This window comes from Gordonia terrae, assembly GCF_051789125.1.
In the GTDB taxonomy this organism is placed as follows: Bacteria; Actinomycetota; Actinomycetes; order Mycobacteriales; family Mycobacteriaceae; genus Gordonia; species Gordonia terrae_A.
On sequence record NZ_CP196526.1, the window covers coordinates 1,044,262 to 1,062,485 of the forward strand.

Annotated in this window: 17 protein-coding genes; 15 read left to right on the top strand and 2 right to left on the bottom strand. The window is 69.5% G+C overall.

Annotated elements, in window-relative coordinates:
- The first annotated feature begins 56 nt into the window (after positions 1-56).
- The 9 genes from ACSUZC_RS04795 to ACSUZC_RS04835 all read left to right on the top strand — a co-directional run bounded on the left by ACSUZC_RS04795 (position 57) and on the right by ACSUZC_RS04835 (position 9,285).
- Positions 57-1,904, top strand: a complete 1,848-nt coding sequence (locus ACSUZC_RS04795; protein WP_439031761.1) for a hypothetical protein — start codon at positions 57-59, stop codon at positions 1,902-1,904.
- 32 nt (positions 1,905-1,936) lie between these two features.
- Positions 1,937-2,833, top strand: coding sequence for a sugar phosphate isomerase/epimerase family protein (locus ACSUZC_RS04800; RefSeq protein WP_439032991.1), 897 nt, complete (start codon positions 1,937-1,939; stop codon positions 2,831-2,833).
- Between the two features lie 51 nt (positions 2,834-2,884).
- On the top strand, positions 2,885-3,742 hold the full coding sequence (locus tag ACSUZC_RS04805) for a thioesterase family protein (RefSeq protein ID WP_439031762.1): 858 nt from the start codon (positions 2,885-2,887) through the stop codon (positions 3,740-3,742).
- 6 nt (positions 3,743-3,748) lie between these two features.
- On the top strand, positions 3,749-4,609 hold the full coding sequence (gene proC, locus ACSUZC_RS04810) for a pyrroline-5-carboxylate reductase (protein ID WP_439031763.1): 861 nt from the start codon (positions 3,749-3,751) through the stop codon (positions 4,607-4,609).
- Between the two features lie 188 nt (positions 4,610-4,797).
- A complete protein-coding gene (locus ACSUZC_RS04815; protein WP_238421434.1) occupies positions 4,798-5,031 on the top strand; it encodes a helix-turn-helix domain-containing protein in 234 nt (77 codons plus the stop codon).
- Positions 5,032-5,338: 307 nt separating this feature from the next.
- Entirely contained in the window at positions 5,339-5,440 is a 102-nt protein-coding gene (locus tag ACSUZC_RS04820) for a 30S ribosomal protein bS22 (RefSeq protein ID WP_003402602.1), read from the top strand.
- 143 nt (positions 5,441-5,583) lie between these two features.
- Positions 5,584-6,636: an NAD-dependent epimerase/dehydratase family protein gene (locus tag ACSUZC_RS04825; protein ID WP_439031764.1), complete on the top strand. Its 1,053-nt coding sequence runs from the start codon at positions 5,584-5,586 to the stop codon at positions 6,634-6,636.
- Positions 6,637-6,879: 243 nt separating this feature from the next.
- Positions 6,880-8,058: a lysophospholipid acyltransferase family protein gene (locus tag ACSUZC_RS04830; protein WP_439031765.1), complete on the top strand. Its 1,179-nt coding sequence runs from the start codon at positions 6,880-6,882 to the stop codon at positions 8,056-8,058.
- Positions 8,059-8,121: 63 nt separating this feature from the next.
- A complete protein-coding gene (locus tag ACSUZC_RS04835) occupies positions 8,122-9,285 on the top strand; it encodes a zinc-binding dehydrogenase (protein WP_439031766.1) in 1,164 nt (387 codons plus the stop codon).
- Between the two features lie 8 nt (positions 9,286-9,293).
- Here ACSUZC_RS04835 and ACSUZC_RS04840 read toward each other — a convergent pair whose 3' ends face one another.
- Complete coding sequence (locus ACSUZC_RS04840; RefSeq protein WP_439031767.1) at positions 9,294-10,709, bottom strand: cytochrome P450; 1,416 nt, start codon at positions 10,707-10,709, stop codon at positions 9,294-9,296.
- Positions 10,710-10,765: 56 nt separating this feature from the next.
- Here ACSUZC_RS04840 and ACSUZC_RS04845 point away from each other — a divergent pair, with 56 nt between their 5' ends.
- The gene (locus tag ACSUZC_RS04845) at positions 10,766-11,416 is read left to right on the top strand and encodes a TetR/AcrR family transcriptional regulator (RefSeq protein ID WP_439031768.1); all 651 of its coding nucleotides are present in this window, start codon (positions 10,766-10,768) and stop codon (positions 11,414-11,416) included.
- Positions 11,417-11,474: 58 nt separating this feature from the next.
- Here ACSUZC_RS04845 and ACSUZC_RS04850 read toward each other — a convergent pair whose 3' ends face one another.
- Positions 11,475-12,659, bottom strand: a complete 1,185-nt coding sequence (locus tag ACSUZC_RS04850; protein ID WP_439031769.1) for an HAD-IB family hydrolase — start codon at positions 12,657-12,659, stop codon at positions 11,475-11,477.
- 172 nt (positions 12,660-12,831) lie between these two features.
- Here ACSUZC_RS04850 and ACSUZC_RS04855 point away from each other — a divergent pair, with 172 nt between their 5' ends.
- From ACSUZC_RS04855 to ACSUZC_RS04875, 5 genes are all read left to right on the top strand, one after another.
- Positions 12,832-13,086, top strand: coding sequence for a glutaredoxin family protein (locus tag ACSUZC_RS04855; protein ID WP_439031770.1), 255 nt, complete (start codon positions 12,832-12,834; stop codon positions 13,084-13,086).
- 126 nt (positions 13,087-13,212) lie between these two features.
- A complete protein-coding gene (locus ACSUZC_RS04860) occupies positions 13,213-14,073 on the top strand; it encodes a redox-sensing transcriptional repressor Rex (RefSeq protein ID WP_439031771.1) in 861 nt (286 codons plus the stop codon).
- Complete coding sequence (locus ACSUZC_RS04865; RefSeq protein WP_439031772.1) at positions 14,070-15,449, top strand: glutamyl-tRNA reductase; 1,380 nt, start codon at positions 14,070-14,072, stop codon at positions 15,447-15,449. The genes ACSUZC_RS04860 and ACSUZC_RS04865 overlap by 4 nt, the downstream gene beginning before the upstream one ends.
- Positions 15,446-16,390: a hydroxymethylbilane synthase gene (hemC, locus tag ACSUZC_RS04870; RefSeq protein WP_439031773.1), complete on the top strand. Its 945-nt coding sequence runs from the start codon at positions 15,446-15,448 to the stop codon at positions 16,388-16,390. The genes ACSUZC_RS04865 and hemC overlap by 4 nt, the downstream gene beginning before the upstream one ends.
- 48 nt (positions 16,391-16,438) lie before the next feature.
- Positions 16,439-18,145 carry a uroporphyrinogen-III synthase gene (locus ACSUZC_RS04875; protein WP_439031774.1) on the top strand — a complete coding sequence of 569 codons (1,707 nt, stop codon included), beginning with the start codon at positions 16,439-16,441 and terminating at the stop codon, positions 18,143-18,145.
- The last annotated feature ends 79 nt before the right edge of the window (positions 18,146-18,224 follow it).

Genomic DNA, 18,224 nt, shown 5'->3' on the forward strand with positions numbered 1-18,224 from the left:
CAAGCGGATGCGCCCGACCCGGCATCCGATCACGCTCGAGGACGGAGAGCCACTTCATGTCGAAGGATTCGGAACCCGAATCTCGACCGATCTCGGTATCGGAACTGCTCGCACGGTCGCAGGGCTCGGAGACGGGCTCCTCGTCGCGATCCCGCGACGGTCGAGGTCGCCGGCGCGCCGGCCGGGACGGGTCCTTCTCGGTCTCTGAGCTCACCGGCGAGATCCCCAAGGTCGCCGACGCACCGTCCGGACGGGACGAGAAGCCGGCCCAGACCCCACCTGCCGCGGCTCGACCTGCCCAGAGCACGCCAGCCCAGACCCAATCTGCCCAGACCCAATCTGCCCAGAGCAAGCCTGCCCAGAGCAAGCCGGTCCAGGCTCCGAAGGCAGAGAACCAGCCGGCCGCGAAGGCCGACACCCGAGCCGAGCGGACCGGAGACGTGCCAAAAGCAGGCGACCGCCCGGCGGCCGACTCGCGCGCGCAGACACGTCCGGCGCCGGACGCGCCGGCCACGTCGTCCGACGCGGGTGCCTCGTTCCCGCGGTCGACCAACCCGGTCGCGCGCCGCCCCGAGGCCGACCAGCCCGTCGTCGACCGGCCCCGTCCGGACCAGTACGCCGCCCGGCCGGGCAACCGCACGGCCAGCGGGATGCCTGCCTACGGTCAGGCCCCACCGCTGGCGACGCGGGACTTCAGCTCGGACGCCGTGGCCAGGCGCATGGGTCAGAACCCGCCCCGCGATGCCGCACCCGTCGACCAGGAATCGGCGAATGCGGTCACCGGGATCATCCCTGTGGTCGGGGAGACGGGTGGGGACCTGTCGGTCGTCGAGTCCGACGACGTCGTGACCTACGACCTCGCCGAGGTCGATCCGCACACCGACGGCCCGCGCGAGCGCCGCGACTCAGGGTTCTCCGAGGTGATGGACTTCGACGCATACCGCAACTTCGCCGACGTGGAGGGCGACGACCGTTCGTCGGCCCGGGGTGGCGCGCGGACCGGCGGTGACGCCGGCGACAAACACACGGGCAAGGGGATCGCCGGGTTCGCGCGGAAACTGTTCGGGAACAAGGGCAAGGACAAGGCCCGGGGGACCGCGGTCGACGACACGTCGACCCCGGACGGTCGCTCGGATGTCGGCGAGACGCACGCCGACTGGGCCGCCACCGCGGCGGCCGCCGCGACCGCAGGCGGGACGACCGCGGCACTCGCGTCGTCGCAGACCGAGCACCCCCGCACCGACGACCGGTTCGCGGACGACCACCCCGCGGACGACCACCCCACCGGGATCATCGCGCCGGTGGAGGGTCCCGCCGACGTCGACCCCCCGTCGGATACCGAGACCGAGGACATCGAGCAAGCCGGCGAGGCCCCGGTCGAACACGACGATGTCGGTGACTCGCCCGACGCGGCGTCGGTCCAGGACACCACCGACATCGACGAGACCGTCGATCACGGACCCGAGGTGCCCGGGCACGAGGCGGCTGTCTGGACCGACCGGGAGACAACCGACCGGAACGAGACGCCCGACAGGACCGGCCGGGAGACCGGGCCGGACGGCGCGGCCTCGGAGACGGACGACCAGGCCAGGGACGACCAGGCCAGGGACGACCAGGACGGGGCCGGGCGCGACGAGGACTCGCGCTCGCCGGCAGTCGCGTGGCTGCTGATCTTCGGTCAGGCCGTCGCCGGCCTCGCGGTCGGCGTCGGTCTGTTCTGGGGCTTCACCGAGCTCTGGCGGTGGAACCCGTACTTCGCCCTGGTGCTGGCGGTGGTCGTCATCTTCGGCATCGTCACGCTCTCGCACGTGGTGCGGCGCACGAAGGACCTCCCGACGACGCTCCTCGCCCTCGGGGTCGGTCTGCTGGTCACCATCGGACCGCTGGTGTTGTTGGCCGCGTGAGCCTGTCGAAACCGGATGACGCCGACGGGACGATGTCGGGCGACGCGCGTCCCCGCGCGGAGATCCCCATCGGGCTCTCCACAGCGTCGGTCTACCCGCAGAACACCGAGGCCGCGTTCGCCTATGCGGCGGAGCTCGGATTCGATGGCGTCGAGCTCATGGTGTGGGGTGATTCGCTCAGTCAGGACATCCGGCACGTCGAGTACCTGTCCGAGCACTACCAGGTGCCGGTGCTCTCGATCCACGCACCGTGCCTGCTCATCACCCAACGGGTGTGGGGCCGCGACCCGATCGTGAAACTGGCCCGCGCCGTCGAGGCCGCCGAGGATCTCGGTGCCCCGACGGTCGTCGTTCATCCGCCGTTCCGGTGGCAGCGCGGCTATGTCTCTGCCTTCGACGACCTCGTCGTCCAGCTGGAAGAGGACAGCGGGGTGGCGATCGCGGTGGAGAACATGTTCCCGATGCGGGCGGACAGGCTGTTCGGCGCGCGCGAGCCGTCGGTGCGGCGTCAGGAGAAGCGCGGGGGAGGCCCGGGACTGGCTGCGTCGGCCTTCGGCAAGTCCATCGACCCGACCGATGATGGTTACGCCCACTACACCCTCGACCTGTCGCACACCGCGACCGCGGGCGTCGACGCCCTCGCCCTGCTCGATCGCATGGGCTCGCACCTCAACCATCTGCATCTCGCCGACGGCAACGGGGCATCCACCGACGAACACCTCCTTCCCGGCGACGGCAGGCAGCCCTGCGCCGAGGTGTGCCGACGACTCGCGGCAAGCGACTTCGGCGGCGCGGTTGTGTTGGAGGTGTCCACCGGGAGCGCTCGCACCAAACCCGAGCGCAGCGCCCTGCTCGCCCGTTCGCTAGATTTTGCGCGGCGGCATCTGAAACGCGAGCCGCTCGCCGAACCCGTCGGCCAGATCGACTGAACCACGGCCGATGAGGCGGTTCGGCGATCGGGCAGAACGAAGGCGGGGACTGTGACCAGCAAGATCACCGAAGTGCAGGAGCTCACCGAGGTGGCGCGTCGGGGTCCCGACTCGATCACCCTGCGCGCGCACATCGACTCGACGTTCACCATCGGCCCCAAGGTCCACGGCGGCAGCCTGCAGATGGTCGTCGCGAGGGCGGCCCGGACCGCACTCACCGCTCTGACTGCGCCTGAGGACAAGCATGTCGAGGCGGCCGCGGCGATGATCCCGGTGGCCATCTCGAGCGATTACCTGACCTCTCCCGACGCCGCCGACATCGATCTCGAGATCACGGTGCGCAAGCGCGGCCGGACCGTCACCGTGCTGTCGGTCGACGCCGTGCAGCTCGGTCGCACCGTCGTGGCGTCGTCGGTGACCATGGCCCGCCCCGACAGCGGGACGCCGCACCATTCCGGTCCGACGGTGCTCGACGGGGTGCCGGTCGAGCCGCCGTCGACGGGTATCCCGCTCGACGGTTCCCCGATCGCCGAGGTCAACCACCTCGGGCCCGCGATCGACCTCGTCCTCGACTCGGAGACGTTCCCGATCGCGCGTGGGGAGACCGGGGAACCCCTGGTCCGTGGCTGGATCCGGCCGAAGGGCGTCGAACCCGACGAGTACTTCTCGGTGCTCGTCTGCGACATCTCCCCGCCCGTGGTGATGAACCTGGCACTGTTCGGGTGGGCCCCGACGGTTCAATTGACCACCTATGTGCGGCGCCGGCCGTCACCCGGTTGGCTGCGGTTCGCGGCGACGAGCTCGGAGGTCGGCCCCGGCATGTTCGAAGAGGACCACCTCGTGGTGGACTCGACCGGAACAGTTGTCGCACAGTCTCGGCAGCTGGCTCTGATCCCTTCAGGAAGGTAGACATTCGTGTCCGAACGCATCGCCATCATCGGCGGAGGCAAGATCGGTGAGGCGCTGCTCGCCGGTCTGATCGGTGCAGGTACCCCGACCAAGGATCTTGTCGTCGCGGAGCGGGTGGAGAGCCGCGCCGCCGAGATCGCCGACGAGTACGGCGTGCTGGTCACCGACGTCAAGACGGCCGCCGAGTCGGCGCAGTACGTGTTCCTCGCGATCAAGCCCGACGACGTGGACTCGATTCTGCGCACACTGGCGTCGGCGGAGGACAACGCCGAGTCCGAACGGGTCACCGTGACCCTCGTCGCCGGGATTCCGCTGTCGCGTTACGAGAGCGCCCTGCAGGCCGGCTCCCCGGTCATCCGCGTCATGCCCAACACCCCGATGCTCGTCAACGAGGCCATGTCGGCGGTGTCGGCGGGGCGCTACGTCGGCGACGAACAGCTGCAGGCCGTGGTGAAGATCCTGCAGACCGTGGGCAGGGTCGCGGTGGTGCCGGAGAAGCAGATGGACGCGGTCACCGCCGTCTCGGGCTCGGGACCGGCCTACGTGTTCCTGTTGGCCGAGGCCATGATCGATGCCGGCGTCGGACTCGGGCTCACGCGCCCGCAGGCGTCGGAGATGGCGGTGCAGACCATCCGCGGTGCGGGAATCCTGCTCAGCGATTCGGGCCTGTCGCCGGTCGATCTCCGCGCGGCCGTGACCTCGCCGGGCGGCACGACCGCCGAGGCGATTCGCGAGTTCGAGGCGAACGGCCTGCGCCATGCCGTCTATCAGGCGACTCGCGCCTGTGCGGCGGCCAGTGCGCGCGGCGGACGTCGAGCTGAAGTCGAGGGTTTGGCGCAGGGACACGCCGTCACAGACACCCCATGAATTGTGGTCGAACGGCCGACAAACCCCAGCATGTAGGGGTCAAGTCACAGGAATCTCAGAAATACCGGTCTCTCACGTCGCTTTTTTCACATCTGCCACGCTAAGCTCCTTTAAGCACGTGCGTGTCTGATGTCCGCAGGAGGGGAAGCCTGCGGCCGCGACGCGTGCACCGGAGGTATGAGTGATTCATGGCACCTGCAGACACTCCTGGTGACAGGACAGGCGCAGTGGGCAATGCGGCTTCGGCTTCGCAGTTCCTCACCGTCGCCGAGGTTGCATCGTTGATGCGCGTTTCGAAGATGACCGTCTACCGTCTGGTCCACAACGGCGAACTGCCTGCCGTTCGGGTCGGGCGCTCGTTCCGTGTGCACGCGAAAGCGGTCCACGACTATCTCGAGACGTCGTACTTCGACGCCGGCTGACCAGCGGCTCGGCGTTCGTCTCGAACAGCTTTTCCGACGAGAACCTCCGTGACCGGCTCTGTGCCGGCCGCGGAGGTTCTCTGCGTGGCGGGGGTGTCGCCGGTGATCCGGCGCGCCCCGTTCAGCGGTTTGTCACCCGCGATTTCCCGATCCGACGCACCGCCCGGTAGGCTCGGTGGTCGCGTACCTGGATGCGTCGGGGAGCACTCCGTGACATGCGGCGCTCGCGTCGCTCCCGGAGCCGTCCGGCCCAGTGCAGACCAGGGTCGATCAAGTTCATCAGTGTCAATCGTGAGGAAGCGCCCCGATGGGTTCAGTGATCAAGAAGCGCCGCAAGCGCATGTCGAAGAAGAAGCACCGCAAGCTGCTGCGTAGGACCCGGGTGCAGCGCCGCAAACTCGGCAAATAAGCCCACTCCGTTTGGCATCAAGAGGACCCGCCCACCGGCGGGTCCTCTTGCTGTGCGCCGACCCCTTTCGGACTCGGCCCGGAGACGGGCCGCCGCCACCGCCTCGACGGGCCGAATCCGGCCGGTGCCGATAACCTCGGAGCATGGCCGAATCCACCCCAGCCCCGCCGCGGGTCGTCCTGGTCACCGGGGCGTCGACCTTCCTCGGTGGTTACCTGGTGGCGCGCCTCGCCGCCAACCCCGACGTCGAACGGGTTCTGGCGGTCGACTCGCGAGTTCCGCGAAAGGACCTGCTGCGCCGGATGGGCCGGGCCGAGTTCCTGCGGATCGACATCCGACGGCCGACCATCGCGAAGGCGCTCGCGACCTACGACGTGGACACCGTGGTGCACGCGGCGACGTCGATCGCCGACACGGCCCCGCACTCGGCCGCGATCAAGGAGTTCAACGTCGTCGGCGCGATGCAGGTGTGCGCGGCCTGTCAGCGGACCCCGTCGGTGAAGCGTCTGGTGTTGCGGTCCTCGGCCATGGTCTACGGCGCCAGCGGTCGCGACCCGTCACACTTCGCCGAGGAGACCCGGGCGCGCCGGGAACCCACGCGCGGATACGGTCGGGATCTACTGGACGTCGAGGGTTATGTGCGCGGTCTCGGCCGGCGTCGCCAGGACATCGACATCACGATCGTGCGCCCGCAGGCGATGCTCGGCCCGCGCATCAACACCCGGATGAGTTCGTATCTGTCGCTGCCGGTGGTGCCGACGGTCATCGGGTTCCAGCCCCGCCTGCAGTTCCTGCACGAGGAGGACGCCCTCGCGGCGATGGAGCACGCGACCCTGGCGGGAAAACCGGGAACATTCAACATCGCCGGTGAGGGCGTGGTGACCCTGACCCAGGCGATCCGCCGCGTCGGACACGTCGAACTGCCTGTTCCCAGTAGTCTGCTGGCACCCGTCGCCGGTGTCTTCCAGGACCTGCGGTCGGCCAAGCTGCGGTCGTCGCAGACGGAGTTCCTGACCTACGGCCGGGTGCTCGACACCACCCGGATGCGCACCGAGCTGGGGTTCGTCCCGCGGTACACGACCCTCGAGACGCTCGACGATTTCGTCGAGCGCAGCGGGGTGTCGCCCGTCATCGGGGCCGATTCGTGGAAGTCGCTGGAACGGCGGCTGGTCGCCGCCGCGCATCAGCTGCAGTGAAAATCCGGGTCACGAAGGAGGCGATGTCGCCGTGAGCATGCGCAACGGAACTGCAACCTCTAGACTTGGACGCCAGACCCACATCGCGCACGGCCCGGCGACGACGGTACGGAGGCGAGTCCCGGCGAACGTCCGGATTCGACGGCCCAGGCCGATCATCCCGCCGGCGTCTCGTGGCATCGACATCAACGCAGACCCGCGGCCGCACCGGTTCGGGTCTCGAACCGAGGACACGGACTAGGGGTGAGCACCTTGGCAGGTGGCGGAGCGACCGATGCACGTACCGCGAAAGTCATTCAGCTCTACACGTCGCCGTCGGGTCCCGATGGTGTCGGTGACTCACGCGAGTCCGGGCGCCGTCGTCACCCGAGTCAGCTGCCCGGTGGTCGTCCGAGAGCGTCTGTGGCACAACGACAATCGCCGAACCATGTCGGTCATCCGAATACGGACGGTTTCGGACGCGAACCCGCCCGGGTGACCCCGATCAGCGACGAGATCACCCTGCCCGAGGAGGCGCTCGGACCCGAGCACCGCGGGCCGTCGAAGTCGAGCCCGCTGTTCAGCCTGGGCGGCCTGCGCGGCGCGGTCGCCGACACACTCACCTCGACCGCGGGGTTCATCCGTGAACGCATGGCCGGGGAGTACGAGGTCGACGAGTTCGGTTTCGATCCGCATTTCACCGAGTCCGTCTGGTACCCGGCGCTGCGGCAGGTCTACGAGAAGTGGTTCCGCGTCGAGGTCACGGGTATCGAGAACCTGCCGCTCGAAGGCGGCGCGCTGCTGGTCGCCAACCATGCGGGCACCATCCCGGTCGACGCGGTCATCACCTCGCTCGCGGTCCGCGACAATCACCCCGACGGTCGGTACCTCCGCGTCCTGGCCGCGGACATGGCCTTCGAGACCCCGGGCATCAGCGAGGTCGCCCGTCGTATCGGCGCGACCCTGGCCTGCACAAACGATGCCGATCGGCTGCTGCGGGCCGGTGAGCTGACCGCGGTGTGGCCCGAGGGTTTCAAGGGGATCGGCAAGCTCTACAAGGACCGTTACAAGCTCCAGCGCTTCGGCCGCGGCGGCTTCGTCACCACCGCGCTGCGCAACGCGGCGCCGATCATCCCGGTCTCGATCGTCGGCTCCGAGGAGATCTATCCGATGCTCGCCGACCTCAAGCCGCTGGCGAAGGTCCTGGGCCTGCCCTACTTCCCGATCACGCCGTTGTTCCCGTGGCTCGGGCCGCTCGGCCTGGTGCCGCTGCCGTCGAAGTGGCACATCCACTTCGGCCGTCCCATCGAGACGGGCTCCTACGACGAGTCGTCGGCCGACGATCCGATGGTGGTCTTCGATCTCACCGACCACGTCCGCGAAGAGATCCAGCAGACCCTGTTCCGGATGCTGAGCCGACGCGGCAGCGTCTATTTCGGCTGACACGCCCCGACGCCTGGGCGCGTTCGGCGCCGCGGCACGCCCTCGGCTGCTACGCATGGAGCCATGCGTGCAGTCGTGTGCCGAAACGGTGAGCTGACGGTCCAGGAGATCCCCACCCCGGAGCCGGGAAGGGGACAGGTCTTGCTCAGGGTGCTCCGCTCCGGGATCTGCGGGTCGGATCTCCACGCCCGCGTGCACGGCGATGCCACGGCGGAGGTGTCCGCAGAGGTCGGCTACGACGCGTTCATGCGTTCGGAGCAGTCGGTGGTCATGGGGCACGAGTTCGCCGGCGAGGTGGTCTCCTACGGGCCCGGATGCCGCAAGCGGTGGGCGCCGGGGACGCCGGTCGTCGCGCTGCCGATGATCAGGCACGGTGACGAGGCCCATCTGACCGGACTGTCGGAGTCGGCGCCCGGAGCGTATGCGCAGTTCGTGCTGGCCGCCGAGGACATGACCTTCGAGATCCCCGACGGGTTGTCGCCCGAGCACGCCGCCCTCACCGAACCGATGGCAGTCGCCCACCACGCGGTCCGGCGCGGCGAGGTGGGCCGCCGGGATGTGGCGGTCGTGATCGGCTGCGGTCCGATCGGGCTCGCGATCGTCACGATGCTCAAGGCCGACGGCGTGCGGACGGTCATCGCCAGCGATCCGTCACCGGGCCGGCGGGTGCTGGCACACCGGGTGGGCGCCGACATCGTCGTCGATCCCGCGGTGACCTCGCCGTTCGATCGGTGCGCCGAGGCCGGCAAGTACGTGACGCAGGCGCAGGAACTGCTCGGCGCGGCCTTCGACGCGATGCGCACGTTGCGTCGAATCCCGCTGGCGCCGTGGCAGTCTCTGTTCCGGGTGGCGGACCGGTTGGGGGCGACCCCCAAGGGGCCGGTGATCTTCGAATGCGTGGGGACACCGGGGATGATCGAACACATCGTGTCGAAGGCGCCGTTCCGATCACGCATCGTCGTGGTCGGCGTCTGCATGGAACCCGACACCTTCCGCCCCGCGATGGCGCTGAACAAGGAGCACGAACTGCGGTTCGTGTTCGTCTACGATCCGGCCGAGTTCCACGAGACCTTGCAGATGATCGCCGACGGCACGGTCGACGTCGCGCCGATGATCACCGCGACGGTCGGCCTCGACGGCGTGGCGGCGGCCTTCGACGCGCTCGGCACCGCCCAGCATCACGCCAAGGTGCTCATCGATCCGATGAGCGAGGTCGACGCGCTGTAGGCGACGGGTCAGCTCCTCGCCGGCGCAGGCGTGCGCGTCGAGGCGAGAGTCGGCGTCAACCGCAGGCCCCTCGGCATCGACGTGAGACGTTCGGTGGTCCGGAGGCGGTAGCCCGGCTCCGGGTCGAGGTCATAGCGGCGGAGGACCGAGGCGAGGACGAGCACGGCCTCGTGGATGGCGAACTGGCGTCCGATGCACGACCGCATACCGGTGCCGAACGGCTTGTAGAGATGGGCGGGGCGATCCCGGACACGTTCGGGGAGAAAGCGATCCGGGTCCAGCAACTCGGGTTGATCGCCCCACTGCGGATCGCGGTGCAGGCCGCCGACGAGGACGAGGAACCAGTCGCCGGCGCGCACGCGATGCCCGTCGGCGATCGTGGTGTCCGCGCGCGCGACGCGGAAGTACCCCGGGACGGTCGGATGCAGACGCAGGGTCTCGTCGAAGATCCTTCGGACGCAGCGCAGTTTGGCGATCTGCTCGAAGTCCGGCGTCGGGGTGTCGCCCCACACCTCGTCGATCTCGGCGCGCGCCGCGCGTACCAGGTCAGGGCGGGTCGAGAGGTGGTGGAGTGCGAACGACAGTGCGCCCGATGTGGTTTCGTGCCCGGCGATGAGGAACGTGATCATCTGGTAGCGGATGTTGTCCTCGTCGAGCACTGGTGTCCCGTCCTCGCCGGGTGCGAGCATTGTCGACAGCAGGTCGTCCGGCCACGGCGTCGGCGTTCGGCGGCGGGTCACGATGATGTCGTCGACGATCCGGGCCATCCGGTCGCCGTGGAAGCGGACTCTGCGGCGCGCCACGTCGGAGGTCCACCGGGGCAGCCAGGACTCGCGCAGGAAAGATTCGACGAGGCTCCCGCGAAGGGTGCCGACCATGTGCCGGATGAAGGGGTCCGGGATGCTGCGGCCGAAGATGTCTCGGCGAGTGTCGAATCCGCCGAATCCATGGCCGGCGGTGGCGCGTCCGATCGTCTCGAGTGCGGTGCGTGTCATGTCGGCGGTGACGTCGACTGGTCTGCCGATGGAACGGTCCCAGTGTTCGATGAGCTCGCCGACGACGTCCAGCATCACTCCGTGGTAGCGGCGCATGGCCTGGCGACTGAATGCCGGTGCGAGGAGCTGATGCGCGTCGGCCCACTGCGGATCGTCGCTGTCTGCGGTGAAGAGTCCGTTCCCAACCGCGGGGCGGAGTCCGACGAGTTCCGGGCCGACGTGCTTGCCGAACCGTTTCTCGTCGTTCAGTTCGGCGACGACGCCGGCGCCGGCGGCGACGGTGTAGGTGGCGCCCAGCGTCGACGTCTCGAACAGCGGTCCGACCCGTCCCGCGACCTCGACCAGGGATTGCATCGGTGTCCGGGCGTCCAGGCCGGCGAGGTCGCCCAGCACGGGCACCCGCCGTGGTGGATGTGGTAGCGGCGACATATGACCCCCCTTAGTAGACAGCTGTGTAGTAACCAGCATGGGCTACTGTTCAACACGTGTCAACAAAGGCTGAGGGTGCGACGACACGGCGACGGTTGACCCCCGAGGCCCGGCGAGCCGAGCTGATCAGCGCGGGGGAGCGTCTCTTCGGCGAGTCGCCCTACGACGAGGTCCGAATGGACGATGTCGCGAGCGCCGCCGGGGTCTCCCGTGCGCTGATGTACCGGTACTTCCCGGACAAGCGTTCGCTGTTCGTCGCCGTCGTCGACGCGCTGTCGGAACGGATGATCGCCCGAACCGTCGTCGCGATCGATCCGCGCGCCACCCCGTTCGAGAAGATCCGCACCGCAGTTCTGGGCTACCTGGACGCGTACGCCGAGCATCCCCACGCGGCGGACTCGATCGTCCTCGGTGCCGGCGCGTCCGAACCGCGAGTCCGGGACCGTGACCAGGCCGACCGGGCCCGATTGCGAGAACTGATCGTCGAGCAGTTCCGGATCGAGCTCGCGACACCGCTACCCGAGGGGACCGCGAGTCTGTTGCGGGCGGTGGTGGGCGCCTGGCTCGCCTACACGCAGGAGTTCATCCGGGAGTGGGTCATCGATCGCGAGCTCGATCGGGACCGGATCGCCGATCTGTGTGCCCACACACTTCTCGACACCGTCGTCCGCCTGCCGGGTATCCCCGCGGACCTGACGATCCCGTAGCGAACATGCGCGCAGGGACCGCATTGCTGCTACGAAATCCCGTGTGGCGGAATCCAGGTCAACGCTGACGGAGGTACCGCGCGGCGGCCGCGGCGCCGCCGCCCGCGGCGCCGAGGACGATCGCGGTCCCGGCACCGTATTTCGCGGCCTTGCGAGCCGTGCGGAAGTCGTACATCTCCCAACCGCGGACCTTGGCGACGTCGCGGAGGTCGGTGTCGGGGTTGATGGCCACTGCCCGGCCCACCAACGACAGCATCGGGACGTCGTTGTGCGAATCCGAGTACGCCGTACAACGTTTGAGGTTGAGGCCTTCCCGGATGGCCAGGGCGCGCACCGCATGCGCCTTGCCGGGGCCGTGCAGGATGTCGCCGACGAGACGTCCGGTGAAGACCCCGTCGACGCTCTCGGCGACCGTGCCGAGGGCGCCGGTGAGGCCGAGTCGGTCGGCGATGGTCTGCGCGAGTTCGACCGGGGTGGCGGTCACCAGCCACACCTGTTGCCCGGCGTCGAGGTGTCGTTGGGCGAGGGCGCGGGTGCCGGGCCAGATCTTGTCGGCGATGTAGTCGTCGAAGATCTCCTCGCCGAGTTCGACGAGTTCGGACGTCTGCCGGCCGGCGATGAAGGACAACGCCTTCTCGCGGCCCTCGGCGACGTCGCGGGCGTTCTCCTTGCCGGTGATGCGGAACTTCGCCTGGGTCCAGGCGAAATCCATGATGTCGCTGTAGGAGAAGTACTTGTGCGCGGCGAGACCCCGCGCGAAGTGCACGATCGAGGCGCCCTGCACGAGGGTGTTGTCGACGTCGAAGAAGGCGGCGGCGGTGAGGTCGCGGCGCGGCTCGCCGGGGATCTCGGAGGTCTCGCGGGACCGCAGCGAGTCGACGGCCGCCTTGGCGCTGGCCTCGCCGGCGAGGGTCTGCCGCAGCTCGTTCGCCGTCTGCCGGAAACGTCCCGTCGCGGCGCTGGCGCGCTGCGAGATCCAGTTGGTGACGCGATTGGTCTCGTCGTCGGCGAGCGCGTGGAGTTCGGCGTCCTCGTCGAAGTCGTCGGTGAACTCGACGTCGGCGGCGTGGGTTTCCCAGTCGTCGCCGGCGAGCGCATCACTTGTGTCGGGGGCTTCGCCTGCGTCGTCCGGATGGGGGCTCGGCGGTCGGGAAGTGGCGTCGCGGGGCGTGTCGGCTTCGGGGGTGTCACCGTCGGGCGTGTTGTCGGTCTGTCGGTCTTCCGGGCCCGGGATCTCGCCCACTGCCCACCTCCCACGCGGTTGCGCCAGCACTGCCTGCCGGTCCAGCCTAGCGGCCGCGGTCGCCGATGCCGCAGTCCCGGATGCACCCCTCACGAGAGGGTGTCGAATCGCACATCCAGGCCGGTGCTCACCCGGGTGCAGGCGCGATCGCGACGCTGCCAGGATGGTCGGTATGACGGTGGAACTGCTGACCCGGGCGGGATGTCAGGCGTGTGCGGCGGCGCGCGCCGACCTGACGCGCATCTGCGGCGATCTCGGCGTCGGGTTCACCGAGGTCGACGTCGACCTCGCCGCCGCCGACGGCCGTCCGGAGATCCGCGCGGAGTTCGGCGACCGGTTGCCGGTGATCCTGCTCGACGGGGACGAGCACAGCTACTGGGAGGTCGACGAGCCGCGGTTGCGCGCCGACCTCGCCGAGCGGGCCTGATCCGCTGCCGATCCCTTCCGCGCGCCTAACACAGGCTCCCCGGGTGCAGGGGGCCGTGTGAACAGATTCACAGGGAAGTTATATCCTCGACCTCGTCGTGGGAAGTCGGGATGTGTAGGGGTGAGTGTGGGCGCGCAACGTGCGAAGTCGGCCGACGCCGATCCTCCCGCGTCCGCCCTGTCGCCCTCCGAGACCGACCCGGCGCCGGTGATCGATGCCCCGCCCGTGATCGATGCGGCCGACATACCCGCACCGACCGTCACGAGGCTCGCCACGTACCTCTACGTGCTGCGTTCGTTCAGCCGGCGCGGCGTCCTGATCGCCTCGAGCGGTGAGCTGGCCACCGCTGCCGGCGTCAATCCCGCCATCCTGCGCAAGGACCTCTCCTACGTCGCCGCCAACGGTGTCCGCGGGGTGGGATACGACGTCGCCAGGCTGACGGCCCGCATCTCGATGACCCTGCACACCGACAGCATCCACACCGTCGCGCTCGCTGGCGCCGGGACGCTCGGTCGGGCCTTGCTGACGCACACGGGCTTCGGCCGCGGATTCCGGGTCGCCGCCATGTTCGACGACGATCCCGCGCTGGCCGGTGTGTCGCTGGAACCCGGCGGACCGGTGGTGGCGCCGCTGTCCGACATCGCGTCGGTGTGCGCCCGGGTGGCCCCGGCGATCGAGATCGCGGTGATCGCGACCCCCGACGACGACGCCCGGCGCGCATTCGACGCGTTCGTCGCCGCGGGGGTGACGCAAGTGCTCAACGTCACGCCGGTGTCGCTCTCGGCGGAGTCGGATGTTGTCGTCAGACAAGTTGATCTAGCCTTGGAACTACAGGTGTTGGCGTTCCAGGCCTCTCGTGGCACGGCACAGGCCCCGCGGAACGACCTTCGCGAACCGCCACGCAGCCCCGTCGAGGAGCCGCGCGGGGGCAAGGCGTCCGACGCACGCCAGGGAAACGCAATGGGTGAAGAAACGGTGACAGCGTGAGTGTTCTGTTGTTCGGGGTATCGCACCGCAGTGCGCCCGTCGAGGTGCTCGAGCGGTTGGCGGTCTCCGACCACGACCGCCCCAAACTGGTCGACGAGCTGCTCTCCTCGCGGGCGATCTCCGAGGCGATGCTGGTCTCGACGTGCAACCGCGTCGAGATCTACGCGGTCGTCGACGCCTTCCACCCCGCCCTCGAGGCCGTCGGTGCCGTCCTCGGCGACCACTCGGGCATGACGGTGAACGACATGACCCGCCACGCCTACGTCCGCTACTCCGAGGCCGCGGTGGAGCACCTGTTCACCGTCGCCGCCGGGCTCGACTCGCTCGTCGTGGGCGAGCAGCAGATCCTCGGGCAGATCCGCAACGCCTACCTCAACGCCGACGCCAACGACTCCGCCGGACGCGTCCTGCACGAACTCGCACAGCAGGCGCTGCGTGTGGGCAAGCGGGTGCACACCGAGACCGGTATCGACCGTGCCGGGGCCTCGGTCGTGTCCGTCGCCTTGCACCGCGCCAAGTCGTTGCTCACCGATCCCGCAACCGGTGCGCACCGCCTGCGTCGCGCGGTCGTCGTCGGCGCGGGTGCGATGGGCGGCCTGGCCACCGCGCAGCTGGCCCGCGAGGGTGTGACCGAGATGGTCGTCGTGAACCGCACCGTCGACAAGGCGGCGCACCTCGCCGGCAACATCGCCGCGAACCACGGCATCAGCGTCCGGGGCGTCGGACTCGACGACCTGCCCGAAGCGATGGCCACCGCCGATGTCGTCGTCACGTGTACGGGCGCGATCGGTGCGGTCGTCGGCGTCGGGTCGGTGCACTCGGCTCTCGCCGCCCGCGACACGAATCTGGCGCCACTCGTCATCTGCGACCTCGGTCTCCCGCGCAACGTCGACCCGGCCGCCGCGCGACTGCCGGGCGTGCACATCGTCGACATCGAGGGGCTGCGCGGGGACTCCGAGACCCAGGCCGCCGAGAACGACACCCTGGCAGCCCGGTCGATCGTCGCCGCCGAGCTCGCCGACTACTTGACCCATCAGCGCCAGGCCGAGGTCACCCCGACCGTCGCGGCACTGCGCCAGCGCGCCGCCGACGTCGTCGAGGCCGAGATCCTCCGTCTCGAGACCCGACTTCCGGACCTCGAGGGTGCCCAGCGCGACGAGGTCGCCAAGACCGTCCGCCGCGTCGTCGACAAGCTCCTGCACGCGCCGACCGTCCGGGTCAAGCAGCTCGCGTCGACCCCCAACGGGGACCACTACGCCGAGGCGTTGCGAGAGTTGTTCGAACTCAAGCCCGGTGCGGCCGAAGCGGTTTCGGCTCCCGATCATCTCGGAGGCCTGCCCGCGGGCGAGGCGACCGGCGATCTGGGTGACCGATGAGCGCACCTTCTCCCGCGCCGATCCGGATCGGGACGCGGGGTTCGCTGCTGGCCAGGACCCAGTCGCAGACCATCGCCGACGCACTGACCGCCGCCGGCCATCCCGCCGAGCTGGTCATCATCAAGACCGCCGGTGACGCCTCGGCCGCCCCGGTCGCCGAGATCGGTGTCGGGGTGTTCACCACCGCGATCCGCGTGGCCCTGCGCAACGACGAGGTCGACGTCGCGGTCCACTCGTACAAGGACCTCCCGACCGCGCCCGAGGACGACCTCACGATCGCGGCGGTTCCGACACGCGTCGACCCCCGGGATGCACTGGTCGCCCGCGACGGACTCGTGCTCGGCGAGCTGCCGCCCGGCTCCGTGATCGGAACCTCCGCCCCGCGGCGGGCGGCGCAGCTTAGAGCATTGGGTCTCGGTTTGGAAATCCGCCCCCTACGAGGCAACCTAGATTCTCGGTTGGGCAAAGTCGCCAGCGGCGAACTCGACGCAGTCGTGGTCGCCCGCGCCGGACTCGTGCGGATCGGACGGACCGAAGTGGTCTCCGAGGCGCTCGAACCGGTGGTCATGCTGCCGGCTCCGGCGCAGGGTGCACTCGCTGTGGAGTGCCGCTCCGACGATGCCGAACTGGTGAGAATTCTCGCCGAGTTGGACGACCCGTCCACCCGCGCGGCCATCGAGGCCGAACGGGCGGTACTCGCGGCTCTCGAAGCCGGATGTACCGCACCGGTCGGCGCGATCGCCGAGGTGGTCGAGTCGATCGATGAGGACGGGCGCATCTTCGCCGAACTGTCGCTGCGAGCGGCGGTGGCGGCCGAGGACGGATCGGACGTGATCCGCGCTTCGGCGGTGGGTCCGGTCGATCGTGCCGTTCAGCTGGGCAAGGATCTCGCCGCCGAACTGCTGGAGCTGGGAGCGGGCGAACTCGTCAACTCTCCCTAGCAGAGAACGAACTGCAGCCCTCCCCGGAGGGCAGGAGAGTGCGAACCCATGAGCCGTACGAAGAAGGCAAATCCCGGACGGATCCTGTTCGTGGGGTCGGGTCCCGGTGACCCCGACCTGCTTACCGTGCGGGCACGCACCGTGATCACCAACGCGACCACGGCCTACATCGATCCCGATGTGCCGGCACCGGTCGTGTCGCTGATCGGTAGTGCGCATCGCGACGAACCCACCCCAGACACTCGTCGGTCCACCAGAAAGGCCGACAAACCCGCAGACGACGCCCCGGCGGACGGTTCGACGCCGGCTGCCGCGGACGGTTCCGTCCCCGACGCCGCTCCGGCTGAACCGAACACCGCCGCGGATGCCACCCCCGCCGACGAGGAGTCGGTGGTCCGGCCCGCGCTCGGCGATCCGGCCGAGGTCGCCAAGACCCTCGTCGCCGCCGCACGCAATGGCGACGACGTGGTCCGCGTCGTGGCCGGCGACCCCCTGACCACCGATTCGGTACTGGCCGAGGTCAACGCCGTGGCGCGGACATCGGTCACCTTCGAGGTGCTGCCGGGTCTGCCCGCCGCGTCGGTCGTCCCGAGTTACGCGGGCATGCCGCTGGGCTCGACCCACACCGAGGCCGATGTGCGCGGTGAGGTCGACTGGGCGGCGCTGGCCGCCGCCCCGGGCCCGTTGGTGCTGCACGCGACGTCGGGTCACCTGGCCGAGACCGCGAGCGCTCTCACCGAGCACGGCATGGCCCCGCAGACCCCCGCCGCCATCACCATCAACGGCACCACCTGCGCACAGCGGACCATCGAGGCCACGCTCGCCACCCTCAACGAGCAGGGCAACGCGCTCACCGGCCCGTTGATCGTCACCGTCGGCAAGGTCGTGGGTGCGCGCGGCAAGCTCTCCTGGTGGGAGTCGCGCGCCCTGTACGGCTGGACCGTGCTGGTTCCGCGCACCAAGGATCAGGCCGGCGACATGAGCGAACGGCTCGTCAGCCACGGGGCCATGCCCAAGGAGGTGCCGACCATCGCGGTCGAGCCGCCGCGGAGCCCGGCGCAGATGGAACGCGCCGTCAAGGGTCTCGTCGACGGCCGCTACCAGTGGGTCGTGTTCACCTCGACCAACGCCGTGCGCGCCGTGTGGGAGAAGTTCGCCGAGTTCGGTCTCGACGCCCGCGCGTTCTCCGGCGTGAAGATCGCCTGCGTCGGCGAGGCCACCGCGGAGAAGGTGCGTTCCTTCGGGATCAACCCCGAACTCGTGCCGTCGGGTGAGCAGAGCTCGCTGGGCCTGCTCGACGAGTTCCCGCCCTACGACGACGTCTTCGATCCGGTCAACCGAATCCTGTTGCCGCGTGCGGACATCGCCACCGAAACGCTCTCCGAGGGATTGCGCGACCGCGGCTGGGAGATCGACGACGTCACCGCGTACCGCACCGTGCGTGCGGCCCCGCCGCCCGCCGAGACCCGCGAGATGATCAAGACCGGCGGCTTCGACGCGGTCTGCTTCACCTCGAGCTCGACGGTCCGCAACCTCGTCGGCATCGCCGGAAAGCCGCACGCGCGCACCATCGTCGCGTGTATCGGCCCCAAGACCGCCGAGACCGCAACGGAATTCGGGCTGCGGGTGGACGTTCAGCCGGAGAACGCCTCCGTGATCGAGTTGGTCGACGCGCTCGCCGAGCACGCCGCCCGGCTGCGGGCCGAGGGTGCACTTCCGCCTCCGCGCAAGAAGTCCCGCCGTTCGCGTTCGTGAGTGAGCATCCCGCCCCCTGAGGCGCCGCCCTGAGGTGTGAGGAGCGCAGCGACGAGCCTCGAAGGGCCCGTGAGACGAA